Genomic DNA, 14,560 nt, shown 5'->3' on the forward strand with positions numbered 1-14,560 from the left:
GGTTAGTCGTCAGCCGGTCTCGACGCGCTGCTGGCTACTGAGGCGGTGCTGGCAGGGGAAGCCAGGACGACTGGCCGGGCCAACTGGGTGCGCGCGGTTCGGCCGCGCAATTCGACCGTCTCGCCCACATTCCAGCACAAGGCCTCGGCATCCACTGCGCCGCTTACCGCCACGGCCGACGCCAGCACGTGCCCTTCTTCCATCTTGGCGAGCTCGGTGAGCCGTGCGGCCTCGTTGACCGGGTCGCCGATCACTGTGTATTCGAACCGGGCCAGTGCACCGATATGGCCGGCGATGGCCCGCCCGGCGGATACGCCGATACCGAATTCGGTTGTGCCCAGCACGGTTACCAACTGGTCGTGCAAGTCGCGGGATGCTGCCAGGGCCGCGCCTGAGGCATCGGGATGTTCGATGGGGGCACCGAATATCGCCAGGGCGGCGTCACCCTGAAACTTGTTCACAAATCCGCCGTGGGCGTTGACGGTGTCCACGATGACCCGGAAGAACTCGTTGAGCACCACCACCACTTCGGCGGCTGGTCTGGTCGCAGCGAGCTGCGTCGAACCCACCAGATCGATGAACAGCACCGCAATATCGCGTTCCTGCCCACCGAGTTCGGTGCCGCGTTCCAGCGCGCGACGAGCCACGTCTTCGCCGACGTAGCGGCCGAACAGGTCGCGCAGCCGTTGCCGTTCGGACAGATCACGCACCATGTCGTTGAAGCCGGCCTGCAGCAGGCCCAGCTCGCTGGCGTCGTAAATCTGCATGTGCGCGTTGTAGTTACCGCGCTGCACCTCGCCCAGCGCCCAACGCAACTGGCGCAGCGGGTCGGCGATGGACATGGCCACCAGGACGTTGCCCGCGAGGCCGATGACCAGCGCGGCGATGGCCAGCAGTAGCAGCGGCGTGGTGAGCCGGTTGGGCGTCGCCACCAGAATTTCGTACTTGCTGGCCACCAGCGCCAACACGATGGCCAACAGGGGCACACCAGTGGCCAACAGCCAGGCCAGCACCTGCCGCTGAATGACGCCGGGCGCACGGAAGTTCTCCGGCACACCGCCGCGCAGCGCGGCCACGGCCACAGGGCGCAGCACCCGCTCGGATTGCAGATAGCCGATGATCGCGGTGGCGGTCGCGCCCAGTGCGCTGGCCACCGCCACCACCGGCGCAGACCTGCTGGCCACCGGCCAGCTGGCGATGATGAAGACGACCGAGCCCATCAACCAGTTCGCAACGCTGATCATGGTGCGGTAAAAGGGCATCTTCAGCGCCCTGACCCGGGCCTGTTCGGTGATGGCCGGGTCATCGTCTACTTGTAGGGTGTCGCGCCGCTGCCAGCGGATTACGGGGATCAGCAGCCGCAGGCTCAGCCAGGCCAAGACCACGAACGACACGAACAGATAGCCCAGGAAGATGGCCAGGTTCAGCGCGGGCAGGTCTTGCAACTGGACGCGGTCCTCGGGCGGAAGACCGAAGCGTAGGAAGCCGAGCACGAAGAGGGCGCCGATGATATCGGCCTGCAGCAGGCTCAGGGTGAACACCGGCCACGGTGTGCGCGCGACCCATCGGGCGAATCCGCTGATTCGCCGGACATCTAACGCACCGGTGGCCACCCGACAACCGTATCGGTCGCGACCGTCATGTAGAGCCGCTGTGTGCAGGTCGTGTCCCTGTCGGGCGCTAGGGTTGGCCCCGATGAGCGGAGTTTTCTCGCGGTTGGTGGGTCAGGACGCCGTGGAAGCGGAGTTGGTGGCCGCAGCCAGGGCCGCCCGAGGTGATTCAGCTCACAGTGGCGTCACCACCGGAAGCATGACGCACGCCTGGCTGATCACCGGTCCGCCGGGATCTGGCCGGTCCATCGCCGCGGTGTGCTTCGCCGCGGCCCTCCAATGCACCTCCGAGGACGAACCGGGGTGTGGGCAGTGCCGGGCTTGCACGACCACCATGGCGGGCACTCACGCCGATGTGCGGCGCGTCATCCCCGAGGGCTTGTCCATCGGCGTCGACGAGATGCGGGCCATCGTGCAGACCGCGTCGCGGCGTCCAGGTACCGGCCGCTGGCAGATCGTGGTGGTCGAGGACGCCGACCGGCTCACAGAAGGCGCGGCCAACGCGCTGCTGAAGGTGGTCGAGGAGCCTCCGCCGTCGACTGTGTTCCTGTTGTGTGCGCCATCGGTGGACCCCGAGGACATAGCCGTGACGCTGCGGTCGCGGTGCCGGCACGTCGCGCTGACTACGCCGCGGGTCGACGCGATAGCGCAGGTACTGATGGATGCCGACGGCCTGGATGAGGCTGACGCTCGCTGGGCGGCATCGGTCAGTGGTGGTCATGTGGGCCGTGCGCGCCGGTTGGCCACCGATGAGCAGGCCCGGTCGCGGCGGGAGCGGGCGCTGGGCCTGGCCCGCGACGCGGCCACCCCGTCCCGGGCGTTTGGCGCGGTCGAGGAGCTGGTGGCCTCCGCGGAGGCCGAGGCAGTGGCGCTGACGGCCAGCCGCAACGAGGCCGAGACCGAGGAGTTGAGGACGGCCCTCGGTGCCGGTGGCACCGGCAAAGGCGCGGCGGGCGCCCTGCGCGGTGCGGCCGGGGCGCTGAAAGACCTTGAGAAGCGACAGAAATCACGGCAGACCCGGGCCTCGCGGGATGCGCTGGACCGGGCACTGATCGACCTGGCCACCTATTTCCGGGACGCATTGCTGGTGGCGTCCGGTGCTGCTGGTGCGGCGTCGGCAAACCATCCGGACATGGCGGACAAGGCTGCGGCCATGGCCGCGCACGCGCCTGCAGATCGGCTGCTCCGCTGCATCGAAGCCGTACTGGAGTGCCGCGAGGCGCTGGCCACCAACGTCAAACCGAAGTTCGCGGTGGACGCTATGGTGGCGACCATGGGGCAGGCACTGCGGGGCTGACCGGCACTGACTTTGGTGGTGCCGAAGCTCTGCCGTAGACTCGTGCCGCCCCGCTTACGTGGGGCACGCCGCCTTAGCTCAGTCGGTAGAGCGATTCACTCGTAATGAATAGGTCGGGGGTTCGATTCCCCCAGGCGGCTCCATTTGCCCAGTTCAGGGCATATATGCTGGTTTGCCGGCAAACTCGGCGGGGCTGAATCCCGTACTTTCCCCGTAGATTCGATTCTCAGATCGCGTTGCCGGCCCATTGGTCCAGCACAGCGCGAGTATCCGGTCCGGCGGTCACCCGCTGCGCATAGTGTCCCTCAGTCGTTGCGAGCTGGGCAGCTCTAGAAGCCCGATCATGAACTACCAGGGAGTCGCCTTGCCCGCGTGGCCGCTACGGCGTGGCGGTGCGTTCCGGGCGCGTCGCGGGAAAGCGACGATGCAGCCCGTCGATCAATCGATGTGTGTGGTAGAGCTCATGTCGCAGGTCGGCTGCGGCCCGTCGGCAGTGCTGCGAGTGTTTATGCGCCAGCCGGTGTTCGGCTGCTTCGAGCATCGATGACGTTTCGTTCACCTGCTCCCACAGCGCGGCCAGCAGAACGCGGGCCTGCGCGGTGTTTGCACCGTCCACGATTCGCATCATCGCAGCCTTCGTGTTGCGAGTCGTTTGGTTGAGATGTGTTGTGTCCATATTGGAATGACTGCGCCGAAGGCCGAGTGTGGGAAATCCTCCCCAATCGCTGAGCGGTGGGGCTATGTTGACTCGAATGTGGGGGCAGCATCACCCGACCGGCGTGGCTGACAAGGCTCAAGCCCAGTATTACCGCGCCTTCCTCGAGCAGAAGAAATCCGAGCTCGAGGAGCTTCTTGCTGTACAGGCACTTCGGTTGACAATGTGCACGAACGGGGGCGAGCTGACTTCAATTAGCCAGGCACGTGTTGCGATCAGCAAAACCGTGGGTGACCTGGGTGCGATCGATCGAATGCTCAGAGCGCTCGGGCGACGGTTTCCTGACGAGAAGGAACTGCGGCGCCGAGCATAGACAGCGCTTCCTTGGCGTGACGTTCCACGAACAACGGGACGAAGTCGCGAACTGGTCTGCCCTCGAACCGGGCGTACTCGTCTTCGATGATGCGGTGGACTTGGGCCGGTTCGACCTGCTGGTAGGACGCGACGAGTCGGCCATAGAGTTCGTCGATGATCTGCTTTTCGGTCATTGCGATCATGACAATCAGTGTGCCCCTGTGGAGCTGAGTCTGTCGATATAAATGATGTCGGGCCGCCACCTGGGAGTGGTTGCGGCCCGAACAACGAGGCGCTTCAGGAAGCGGCACCGCGCTCCGGGTGTAGGGGCAACAGTTCACGTTTGCAGCTGCTCCGTATTTTCCCCGTAAAAACGCCCCTGATTCGCGGTGTACTTACCTGTATCTCTGCCTATCGGTTACCAGTGAGAGTGATTGCAGCACAACACTTTAACGCACTCACGCGAAGTCGCATGTTCGGGAAAGTGGCTTGAACAGGTCGGGGGTTCGTTTCCCCCAGGCGGCTCCATCATCCTTGGCGTTGAGCCTGCGTGATGCCGGGCATGCTCCGACGCCCGGATTGCCTTTAAGGCTTCAGCACTTTGGCCGCGACACCCTTGGCGGTGTTAGCAGCGGGGAAGCCGGCGTATCCACTGGAGTGGTAGATGACCTCGGCCAGTTCGTCGTCGGTCAGGCCGTTCTGCCGGGCGATCTTGAAGTGTGCCTGTAGTTCGTCCTCGGCCCGGAGGGCGATCAGGATGCCCAAAGTCACCAGACTGCGGTCGCGAAGGCTCAATCCTTCGCGACTCCACAGTCGGCCGAAGATGCCCTCAACTCCGATGTCCATCAACTCTGGGGCGAACCCGCCGCCGAAGTCCACGTCACCGTCGGGCAGCACACCCGGCAGCATCTTGCGGAACACCTTCAAACCTTCTTCACGCCAGTTGGTCACACCGACGATCGTGCCAGTACGGGGGTGCGAAGGTGAATCGTGATGGTCACAAGATTCCCGGTGCGAGTTCCTGTGCCTCAACGGACCCGGGGACAAGTCGTCCCCGCATCCAGGCGATGCCGCCCGTGATCTCGAACGGCGAGTAGTGCGGCTGCGGGTTGCTGGCCAGGAACACCAGGCCCGAGACGATCGCCTGGATCACGGCGATAACCTCCTCGAACGGCGCATGCAGAGCCGCCGCGATCTGCCCGGCGAGGGAGAACGGCTCGGTGGTCCAGTCGTTCATCACCGCCTCATAGACGGCGGCTCGGACCGCACTGGCCTGGTCGTCGCGGTTTTCCGAGAAGATGTCGCCTTCCCGGTAGACGTCCACCCAGTTGTCGGGCTTGGTGGGGAACCCGGGCAACCCGAACCGCTGGATCGGGTCCAGGCCGTGCGTGCCGGTCGCTTTCACCCACGGTCTGGCCCAGGACGCGATGGAATCGGTCTGCCGGCACGGGTTTGCGTACGTCAGAACGCCTTTGAGGTCCGGGGTGCGCCAGGCTAGCGGCTGACCAGGCTGCAGGTATCGGAAGTAGAAGTACGAACCCACGATCGCGCCCTGGGAGTAGATGCCGAGCGACCAAGGCGTTCCCTCCGGGAACGGCACACCGTTGTCCATCTGTGTGGCGCCGACCAGTCGGGCGAGCTCGTCGACACCGCTGTCGTTGTCGAACGGGAGCGCCCCACAGTCGTAGCCGATGGGCTGGTGATGGCAGATGCCTTTGGACTCAAGGTCTGTCGCGGTGTCCGCGACCGGCCCGTGGAACATGTCCGACATGTGACCCTCGACGGTGAACATGATCGGCAGCAGATTTGGCGGCGGCGGTGTGAAGCGGGCCGCTTGCGCTGTTGTGTCGTCGAAGATCCCGGTCTGCGGCAGCCCCAGGCGCCGTTGCATTTCGTTGACCGCGGCGACATCGCCCTGACCGTAGATGCCGTCCTTCGTCGGCGCGTACGCGCGGTACACACGCTGGAACCAGGCCTGCCAGTATTCGATTTCGGGACCGTGGGCGCCGAGCTCGTATGGTAGAGGCATCGGGGGGCTCCTTAGCTTGTCGTTGTCGCGACGGCCCCAGGTCGAGGACCTCGCCGTGGTGATCTCTCGCAGGACCGCCGCACGGTCGATGCTAGGGAGCGTTGACTCGAAGTCCTTGCGTAGTTGACTACTCAATTTTGATCAACGAGGTGTGCCGAACTACCTCAAGCACCTTGCAATGCGTCTTGCTTATAAATCGGATCGAAGGACTCGTTCGGGGCTGTTCAACCGCTAGCGTGTAACCGCGCAAAAGGGGAATCCGATGGTCGTGGAGTCCTGAAAATCGCCTTGCTGGCGTTCATCGCTATCGGAGTGGTGACCATTGTGGTCACCTATATCCGGCGTCGGCGGGTGGTCAAATTACGCGCGCGTATCGCGATCCGAACATCGGGGAGTACGGGCTGCGCGGGGGCGAGATGCCCGACTTGCCGCTGCTGGAATGGGTTGACTGGACCGAACCCGAAAACGAGGGAAAAGAAGGCCGCCCGTAGTTACCGCGGCGCCAGGAACCCGACCGGGCCGGACGCCAGGCACACGGACAGCGCCGCGGTGTTGGCGCGCACGCGAATTGTGTTGCCGGCGCCGGACAATCGGACGAACACCCGGTTCAGTCCGGGATGCACGGGAACCCGGGCGTCGTGCCCTTCGGTCAGTGACAGCGTCATCGATCCGTCGCTGTTGGCCAGGTAGTTGATCTCGGCGGTCCAGTCGGCCGGCAGCAGTGGGCCGTCCAGTGGCACGCTCACCGGGGCGTCGGTCTGGACCAGGTAGCCGCAGTGAGGCGCGGGCCCGGGCACAATGGTGCGCACCCAGGTCACCTTGGCCGGGATCATCTGACCGGTCGCGGTGAACATCTGTAAAGAGGTCGTGCTGGAGGAGAATTCGGGTCGGTCCCGAACCAGTGCGAACATATGGCTGGCCAGGTTCTCCGGCCACGCCACCCGTTGCAGCACCAGCGGGTCGACTTCCTGATCCAGCAATGGCACGTCCCGCGGCGCCGCGGCGAGTGCGGCCTGGACGTTCTGCAGGTATGGGCGCGTCGGGTTGTCCCGCCAACTGGGCAGGAACGTGGCCCACGAGTACAGGCTGCTGGCCACGAACAGTGTGGCAGCGCAGGTGACAACAACGCTGTGGCGGACGGACGCATCAAGTCGCTGTGAGTCGGCACTGTTGGGTGCGCAGAATGCCACCGCGGCCAGTAGCGCCAGTACCACCACCAGATCGGATAGGTAGCGCAACGTTTGTGCCAACTCCAGCGCGGTGAACCGGGATGACCGCATCAGATAGATCGGCACCTGACAAGCCACCACGTATCCGACCGCCGCGAGCCAGACCGGGCCCAACCGTTGCTTGCGCGCCCAGGACACGGCGAAAACAGCGGCGAGCACCAGCCATCCCAGGATCATGGATCCCAAAGTCGGTGTGGCCCAGGGTGATGCGGGCGCCCACCGCTGCCATTCCCAGGGGCCGCCGGCCAGCGTCGGAACTAATCCGTGGGTGACTGACCGACTCAGCAACTCCCACGTCATACCTAGATCCAGGGTCCAGCGCTGCTGGTTGACCACCAGCACGTACACCCCGACCCAGCCGATGGTCATGGCCAGCAGCCCGAGCCACAGGCGTAAACCTCTGCGCCACAGGGTCCTTATTGATCCGGTGCCGTTGACATAGGCCAGCAGCCAGCACACGGCGAAGGCGACGAAAGGGATCACCGCGCACTTCTCGAAGAACAACAGCCCACCGAGGTATGCCGCCCAGCCGGTCCACACGTACCGTTGATTCCCGGTGCGCACCAACAGGATTGCGTCGGCGCACACCCAGGCCATTGCGGCGGCCATCGGAAGTGCGTTCAAGCCGGCAGACCACCAGGCAAACGCGGGTACGCCCAGTGGGGTGAACAACGCGAAGATCAACGGAATCAGCAGCACCGGCCGCCAGCCGAGGATTACCCGCAGCGCCCGCACCAGAGCCAGCGATGCGAGCAGTTGCAGCACCACCAGACTGACCGCGGGCCAGAACCAGTTCAGCGGCGCCAGCCTGGAGATTGCCCCGGCTAGCAGGAATCCGCCGGGCATGACGTGCCCGTCGTGATCATTGAACAGAAAGTCCGAAGAGAACAGCGGGTGCGTGCCTGCTTTGCCGATCAGGATCAGGTCGTCCCAGTAGAAATAGCCCTGAAAAGCCAGCACCGCCCGCAATACAAGCTGCAGCACCACCAGTGCGGCAGTGGTTCGGGCGACCCAGTTCACTCTTGCCGACTGTACGGGGCAGTTGGCAGTGACCGTCGGTATGGTTGCCCCGTGCGAACACTTGTTACTGGTGCTGCCGGGTTCATCGGGTCGACGCTGGTCGACCGGCTTCTCTCCGAAGGGCATGACGTCGTCGGGCTCGACGACCTGAGCACCGGCAATGTTGACAACCTCGTCAACGCCGAACAGAACGCGAAGTTCGAGTTCGTCAAAGCCGACATCGTCGACGCCGATCTGCAGGCCATCGTGGCCGAGGAGCGGCCGGAAGTGATCTTCCACCTGGCCGCGCAGATCTCCGTCGCGCGGTCGGTGACGGAAGCGCCGTTCGATGCCGGGGTCAACGTCGTCGGCACGGTGCGGCTGGCAGAGGCGGCGCGCAGCAACGGCGTGCGCAAGGTGGTCCACACGTCGTCGGGCGGCTCCATCTACGGCGTCCCGCCGGGCTACCCGACCAACGAGGACATGCCGACCGACCCGTCGTCCCCGTACGCCGCCAGCAAGGTGTGCGGTGAGGTGTACCTCAACATGTTCCGCAACTTGTACGGGCTGGACTGCTCGCACATCGCGCCGGCCAACGTCTATGGCCCGCGCCAGGACCCGCATGGCGAGGCCGGCGTGGTGGCGATCTTCAGCCAGGCCCTCCTGGCCGGCCGGCCTACCAAGATTTTCGGTGACGGCACCGACACCCGCGACTACGTCTTCGTCGATGACGTCGTGGACGCCTTTGTTCGGGCCGGTGGGGAAGCCGGGGGTGGACTGCGGTTCAACGTCGGCACCGGGGTCGAAACCTCGACGCGGCAGATGCACACCGCAATCGCTGCGGCTGTCGGGGTGCCGGATGCGCCGGAGTTCTACCCGCCCCGCCTCGGTGACCTGCGCCGTTCGCAGCTCGACACCACTCGTGCGCAGCAGGTACTGGGGTGGAGCGCGAAGGTGGCGTTGACCGAGGGCGTGGCGCGGACGGTCGATTTCTTCCGCGTCTGACCTGGGACTTTCAAGAAAAAGATTGTAAGTGCTTACTTTCTTTGACCTTTTCGGTTAGCGTCGTGCCATGACATACGACGTGATCGTCTCGGGTGGCCTCTGGTTCGACGGCACCGGTAGCAAGCCCCTGAAGCGAAACCTGGGTATTCGCGACGGCGTCGTCGTCGCGGTGTCTGCTGAACCGCTGGACGAGACCGGCTGTCCCGACGTCATCGACGCCACCGGCAAGTGGGTGACGCCCGGCTTCATCGACGTGCACACCCATTACGACGCTGAGGTGCTGCTCGATCCGGGCCTGCGTGAGTCGGTTCGACATGGCGTCACCACCGTGCTGCTGGGCATGTGCTCGTTGTCGACGGTGTACGCCGACAACGATGACGCGGCTGATCTGTTCAGCCGGGTCGAGGCGGTGCCGCGCAACTTCGTCGTCGGCGCGCTGGAGCAGAACCGGACCTGGTCCGGACCGGCTGACTACGTCCGTGCGATCGAGGCCTTGCCACTCGGGCCCAACGTCAGCTCGCTGCTGGGCCACTCCGATCTGCGTACCTCGGTGCTGGGTCTGGACCGCGCCACCACCCGCGGAGTCACCCCGACCAACGCCGAACTGGAGGCCATGGCCTCGCGGCTGGAAGCCGCCTTGGACGCAGGCATGCTCGGCATGTCGGGCATGGACGCCGCTATCGACAAACTCGACGGTGACCGCTTCCGGTCGCGTGCGCTGCCGTCGACGTTTGCCACGTGGCGTGAGCGCCGCCGGCTGATCAAGGTGCTGCGCAAGCACGGCCGCATTCTGCAGAGCGCGCCGAACGTCGCCAAAATTCAAGAGGCGCTGAACTTCTTCCTGGAGAGCAGCGGCTGGTTCGGCCGCCGTCGCGGTGTCCGGATGAGTCTGTTGGTGTCCGCCGACGCCAAGTCTTCGCCTGGTGCGGTGTACGTGCTGGGCCCCATCACCCGGCTGGCGAACAAGTTCCTGGACTCCAAGGTCCGTTTCCAGCATCTGCCGGTGCCGTTCGAATTGTATTCGGATGGAATCGATCTGCCGGTTTTCGAGGAGTTCGGCGCCGGCACCGCAGCCCTGCATCTCAAAGACCAGTTGGAACGCAACAAGTTGATGGCCGATCCGGAGTACCGGCGCCGGTTCCGCACGTCGTTCGACAAGCGGGTGCTCGGTCCGACCCTGTGGCACCGCGACTTCCACGACTCCACCATCGTCGAATGCCCAGATAAGTCGTTGGTGGGCAAGAGCTTTGGCCAGATCGCCGACGAGCGCGGCATCCACCCGCTGGATGCATTCCTCGATGTGCTGGTGGAGAACGGTGAGCGCAACGTCCGCTGGACCACTATCGTGGCCAACCACCGGCCCAAGCAACTGGACAAGCTGGCCGTCGAACCGTCGGTGCACATGGGCTTCTCCGACGCCGGTGCGCACCTGCGGAACATGGCGTTCTACAACTACGCGTTGCGCATGTTGAAGCGAGTGCGGGATGCCGACCGTAGCGGCCGTCCGTTCATGACCACCGAACACGCCGTGCACCGGCTGACCGGTGAGGTCGCTGACTGGTTCGGCCTGGACGCCGGCACCTTGCGTCTGGGTGACCGCGCCGACTTCGTGGTGATTGACCCGGCTGGCCTGAACGCCGAAGTCGATGCCTACCAAGAGGATTCGGTGCCGTTCTACGGCGGCCTGAGCCGCATGGTGAACCGCAATGACAACGCCGTCGCCGCCACTGCGGTGGGCGGCCAGGTGGTGTTCCGTGGCGGCCAGTTCCGCGACGGCTACGGCAAGGATGTGCAGTCCGGTCACTACCTGCCGGCGCGCGGCGCGAAAATTCCTGCGGCGCAGCCGGTCTGACATGGCTCGCACGCAACAGCAGCGCCGTGAGGAAACCCGGACCCGACTCTTGGACGCAGCGATCGACACCATCGTCGAGGTGGGCTACGCCCGGGCCTCGGCGAAGGTGATCGCCCAGCGGGCCCAGGTTTCCGACGGTGCGCTGTTCAAGCACTTCGCCACTATGGGTGACTTCATGTCGGAGGTCACGCGGGAGGTCATGCGCCGGCAGCTGGACGCGTTCAACAAGCAGGTTGCCGAGATTCCTTCCGATAAGCCGGCTTTGGAAGGAGCGCTGGTCGCGCTGCGCGATGTGAGTGGCAACGCCACCAATACCGTGCTGCATGAGTTGCGGGTCGCCGCCCGCACGGACGAGAAACTGCGGACGACCTTGCAGGGCGCACTCATCGAGTACTCCAGCAATATCTACGAGACCGCTCAGGCGATGCCGGGAGCGGACCAGCTTCCGGCCGAGCATTTGGCCATGCTGGTCACGATCCTGATCAATGTGTTCGACGGCGCTGGGTTGATGCGTGCCGCGCTACCGCAACCAGAGCTGGAGGACGGTCGCATCCAGTTGCTGCTGGCGATGCTCAGCGGGCTGGCACCAGCGGCTCAAGACTGAGTGCTGCCTCAACGGCTTCGGGGCTCGCGGGTAGTAAGGGCAGCCGGACATGGGGACTCGATATCTGCCCCTGGGCTGCCAGAACCCCTTTGATCACAACGGGATTCGGCTCGGCAAACAGAGCTGCTGACAGTGGGGCCAGTCGGTTGCCCAGACCGCGCGCATCCTCGATCTGACCGCTGCGCCACGTCTGCACCAGATCGGCGTAACTGCGGGTGGCCACATTCGCGCTGGCCATGATTGCGCCCGAGGCGCCGAGCGCGATGAGTGGCCCGACGAACAGGTCGTCGCCTCCGAGTACGGAAACGGTGGGCGCCACATCGGCCATGAATGCGACGGTAGTGTCGTCGATGCCGCCAACGGCGTGCTTGAATCCGCTGACGTTCGGGAGTTCGGCAAGCCGGAGCAGGGTTTCCGCCGATAGCGCCCGACCCGTGCGATGCGGCACGTTGTAGACGATCAGCGGCACCGGGCTCGCGGCGGCGAGGCGCCGGAAATGTTCGACGACGCCGTCTTCGCTCGGGCGGGTGTAATACGGAACGACGGTGAGCGCGGCGAAGCTGCGCGGGTCGAGAGCCCGCAGTTGGCCGAGGGAATCAGCCGTTGAGTTGGACCCCGCGCCGACGATCAGCTGTGCGTTGTGTTCAGCGCACGCCGCCGCACAGATGTCGACGACCAATCGTCGTTCGGATGCAGTCAGATTGGCTGGCTCGGCAGTGGTGCCCAGGGCCACCAATCCGGCCGCGCCGGCGTGGAGGGCGGTGTGTGCAAGCGCTTCCAGTGCGCCGCAATCGAGTTCGTCTGAGGCGGTGAACGGCGTGACGAGCGGAACGAAGAGTCCGGTGAACGACATGATTCAACGATCAGCCAATATTTCATGTAGGTCTAGTTCTTCTTTTTGATGGCAAGCGTAAGTTGAACTAATGCTTGATGTGCGCAGGTTGCGTCTGCTTCGGGAGCTGGCTCACCGCGGCACCATCGCCGCTGTCGCTGAGGCGCTCGCGTACACGCCGTCGGCGGTGTCGCAGCAGCTGTCCGTGCTGGAACGAGAGGCCGGGGTGCCGCTGCTGGAGCGCACGGGTCGTGCGGTCACCCTGACGGCGGCCGCGGTCAGGCTTGTCGAGCACGCCGAATTGGTCATCGCGACATTGCAGGAAGCTGCCGCCGAACTCGCCTCAGATACCGCGAAAGTCAGTGGCGCACTGCGAGTCGGCGTCTTTCCTTCGGCCATCGCGGAGATCCTCACGCCCGCCATCGTCGAGCTGAGCGCAGACCATCCAGACCTGGATCTGCTTGTCACCGAACTTGATCCAGCCGAGGTGCCGAACGCGCTGCGCGAGGAACGTCTCGACATCGCCTTGGTGCAGGAGTACGACTATGTCCCGGCAGCCACCGATGCGGCGCTGCAGACCGAGCCGTTGCTGGACGAAGTGGTGTACCTGGCAGCGCTCACCATCGACCCGTTGATCGACCGCCGGGACGCCAGTTGGATCGCCGGCACTGCTGGCACGCTATGCCACGTACTGACCGAACGAGCATGTGCAGCAGCCGGTTTCATCCCGCATATCCGTCACCACGTCGATGACTTCGGCGCCGTGCTGGCGCTGGTGGCGGCCGGTCAGGGGGTGGCGTTTGTGCCCGAACTCGGCGCGGCGGCGGCCCCGGACGGTGTGGTGCTCAACCCGCTCGAGATTCGGCGCCGGACGCAATTGGCGTACCGCCGGGGGACCGGCGCGCACCCGGCGATCGCGGCCGCGCGTGCCGCGTTGACGGTCGTAGCCGCGCAGTCGAATTGTTCACCCTGCGCACCCGGCCAGGGTTAGTCGCCCAAGTACGCCGTGGGTGCAGGGTCTACGGGAGACTCGGGCGGCACCCGGGCGCCTTCCAGCGCCACTGCCCGCGCCAGCTGGGCGTAGCGCAGTTCCAGGTCCTTGAATCGCATGTAGGCGCTGATCGTGGTGAATAGAAACGCGATGACCATCGCGTACAGCAGGAGATCGGCGCCGCGCCCGATGCCGAACCAGTGCGCCACCACCGTGGTGTCGTCGGGGCGGATGATGGCGTAGATGGCACCGATCACGAACATCGCATAACCGAGCTTCACCCACGCACGGGATTTGGCGCTGCGTCGCGACCGCAACAGGTAGGCCAGCAACAGGACGACCGAGCCGATCAGCAGTCCCTTAGTCCAGATCATCGGCGCAACCTCCCGCGCAACAGTCCATCCACGATGATGTTCACCCCGTTGACCAGCGACTGGCCTTTGGACATCGAATAGTCGGTGTAGAGAATGTGCACCGGTTCCTCGGCCACCCGCCAGTGATTTTCCACGATCAGCGTGACGAACTCACTGGCGTGGCTCATGCCGTTCATGGTCAGGTTCAGCCCGTCGGCGACAGTCTTGTTGAAAACCCGCAGGCCGTTGTGCGCGTCAGTGAGGTGCAGCTTGCGGCTGGACGGGCTGAGCTTGGCGACGATCGGCAGCAGCAGCCGTTTGAGTACCGGCATCCGCTCCGGTGGGTGGTCGGCGAACCGGGTGCCGATCACGATGTCCAGATCGTCGGTGCGCAACCGCTCGATCATTCGCAACACGTCGGCGACCCGATGCTGCCCGTCGGCGTCGAAGGTGGCGAAAACCCGTGCGCCAGGCCGGGATCGGGCGTACTCGACGCCGGTCTGGATAGCCGCGCCCTGACCCAGGTTCACCGGATGACGCACCACGTGTGCGCCGGCCGTGAAGGCGCGGTCGCCGGTGTCGTCATGGCCGCCGTCGTCGACGCAGACCACGTTGGAGAAGGCCGAACGGACATCGGTGACTACGTCGGCGATGACGCTCGCCTCGTTGAAGGCAGGGATGATGATCCATACGTCACCGCGGCGGTGGTTGCCGAGGTGTTCGTGGTGAAGGGTCATGTTGATGCCGAAA

At 64.9% G+C, this 14,560-nt stretch carries 13 protein-coding genes, 1 tRNA gene and 1 pseudogene; 6 read left to right on the forward strand and 9 right to left on the reverse strand.

Features of this window, described 5'->3' with window-relative positions:
• Nucleotides 1–2: 2 nt before the first annotated feature.
• Nucleotides 3–1,661 (reverse strand): adenylate/guanylate cyclase domain-containing protein, encoded by a 1,659-nt coding sequence (locus tag M2432_RS06250; protein WP_280826167.1) that lies wholly within the window; start codon nt 1,659–1,661, stop codon nt 3–5.
• Between the two features lie 34 nt (nt 1,662–1,695).
• Here M2432_RS06250 and M2432_RS06255 point away from each other — a divergent pair, with 34 nt between their 5' ends.
• Together M2432_RS06255 and M2432_RS06260 are read left to right on the forward strand one after the other, a co-directional pair.
• A complete protein-coding gene (locus M2432_RS06255; protein WP_280825900.1) occupies nt 1,696–2,907 on the forward strand; it encodes a DNA polymerase III subunit delta' in 1,212 nt (403 codons plus the stop codon).
• A gap of 67 nt (nt 2,908–2,974) precedes the next feature.
• Nucleotides 2,975–3,050, forward strand: a tRNA-Thr gene (locus tag M2432_RS06260).
• Between the two features lie 236 nt (nt 3,051–3,286).
• Here M2432_RS06260 and M2432_RS06265 read toward each other — a convergent pair.
• The 5 genes and pseudogenes from M2432_RS06265 to M2432_RS06285 form a co-directional block, all read right to left on the reverse strand.
• Nucleotides 3,287–3,523 carry a hypothetical protein gene (locus M2432_RS06265; protein ID WP_280825901.1) on the reverse strand — a complete coding sequence of 79 codons (237 nt, stop codon included), beginning with the start codon at nt 3,521–3,523 and terminating at the stop codon, nt 3,287–3,289.
• 356 nt (nt 3,524–3,879) lie between these two features.
• Entirely contained in the window at nt 3,880–4,119 is a 240-nt protein-coding gene (locus tag M2432_RS06270; RefSeq protein ID WP_280825902.1) for a hypothetical protein, read from the reverse strand.
• Nucleotides 4,120–4,501: 382 nt separating this feature from the next.
• Complete coding sequence (locus tag M2432_RS06275) at nt 4,502–4,867, reverse strand: carboxymuconolactone decarboxylase family protein (protein ID WP_280825903.1); 366 nt, start codon at nt 4,865–4,867, stop codon at nt 4,502–4,504.
• 46 nt (nt 4,868–4,913) lie between these two features.
• Nucleotides 4,914–5,945 carry a peptidoglycan-binding domain-containing protein gene (locus M2432_RS06280; RefSeq protein ID WP_280825904.1) on the reverse strand — a complete coding sequence of 344 codons (1,032 nt, stop codon included), beginning with the start codon at nt 5,943–5,945 and terminating at the stop codon, nt 4,914–4,916.
• 491 nt (nt 5,946–6,436) lie between these two features.
• Nucleotides 6,437–8,280, reverse strand: a pseudogene (locus M2432_RS06285) (hypothetical protein).
• Here M2432_RS06285 and M2432_RS06290 point away from each other — a divergent pair.
• The 3 genes from M2432_RS06290 (at nt 8,246) to M2432_RS06300 (ending at nt 11,634) form a co-directional block, all read left to right on the forward strand.
• On the forward strand, nt 8,246–9,178 hold the full coding sequence (locus M2432_RS06290; protein ID WP_280825905.1) for an NAD-dependent epimerase/dehydratase family protein: 933 nt from the start codon (nt 8,246–8,248) through the stop codon (nt 9,176–9,178). The pseudogene M2432_RS06285 and the gene M2432_RS06290 sit on opposite strands and share 35 nt — an antisense overlap.
• Before the next feature lie 67 nt (nt 9,179–9,245).
• Nucleotides 9,246–11,030, forward strand: coding sequence for an amidohydrolase family protein (locus tag M2432_RS06295; protein WP_280825906.1), 1,785 nt, complete (start codon nt 9,246–9,248; stop codon nt 11,028–11,030).
• A 1-nt stretch (nt 11,031) separates the two neighbouring features.
• Entirely contained in the window at nt 11,032–11,634 is a 603-nt protein-coding gene (locus tag M2432_RS06300; RefSeq protein WP_280825907.1) for a TetR/AcrR family transcriptional regulator, read from the forward strand.
• Here the strand turns inward: M2432_RS06300 and dapA are convergent.
• On the reverse strand, nt 11,603–12,487 hold the full coding sequence (dapA, locus tag M2432_RS06305; protein WP_280825908.1) for a 4-hydroxy-tetrahydrodipicolinate synthase: 885 nt from the start codon (nt 12,485–12,487) through the stop codon (nt 11,603–11,605). The two genes, M2432_RS06300 and dapA, sit on opposite strands and share 32 nt — an antisense overlap.
• Nucleotides 12,488–12,557: 70 nt before the next feature.
• On the opposite strand from dapA, the gene M2432_RS06310 reads away from it, so the two are divergent.
• Nucleotides 12,558–13,457 (forward strand): LysR substrate-binding domain-containing protein, encoded by a 900-nt coding sequence (locus tag M2432_RS06310; RefSeq protein ID WP_280825909.1) that lies wholly within the window; start codon nt 12,558–12,560, stop codon nt 13,455–13,457.
• Here the strand turns inward: M2432_RS06310 and M2432_RS06315 are convergent.
• Both M2432_RS06315 and M2432_RS06320 read right to left on the reverse strand, forming a co-directional pair.
• Nucleotides 13,454–13,831 (reverse strand): DUF2304 domain-containing protein, encoded by a 378-nt coding sequence (locus tag M2432_RS06315; protein WP_280825910.1) that lies wholly within the window; start codon nt 13,829–13,831, stop codon nt 13,454–13,456. The genes M2432_RS06310 and M2432_RS06315 overlap by 4 nt on opposite strands.
• Nucleotides 13,828–14,547 (reverse strand): glycosyltransferase family 2 protein, encoded by a 720-nt coding sequence (locus tag M2432_RS06320; RefSeq protein ID WP_280825911.1) that lies wholly within the window; start codon nt 14,545–14,547, stop codon nt 13,828–13,830. The genes M2432_RS06315 and M2432_RS06320 overlap by 4 nt, the downstream gene beginning before the upstream one ends.
• Nucleotides 14,548–14,560 lie beyond the last annotated feature (13 nt).

Source organism: Mycobacterium sp. OTB74 (genome assembly GCF_029892685.1).
Classification (GTDB): domain Bacteria; phylum Actinomycetota; class Actinomycetes; order Mycobacteriales; family Mycobacteriaceae; genus Mycobacterium.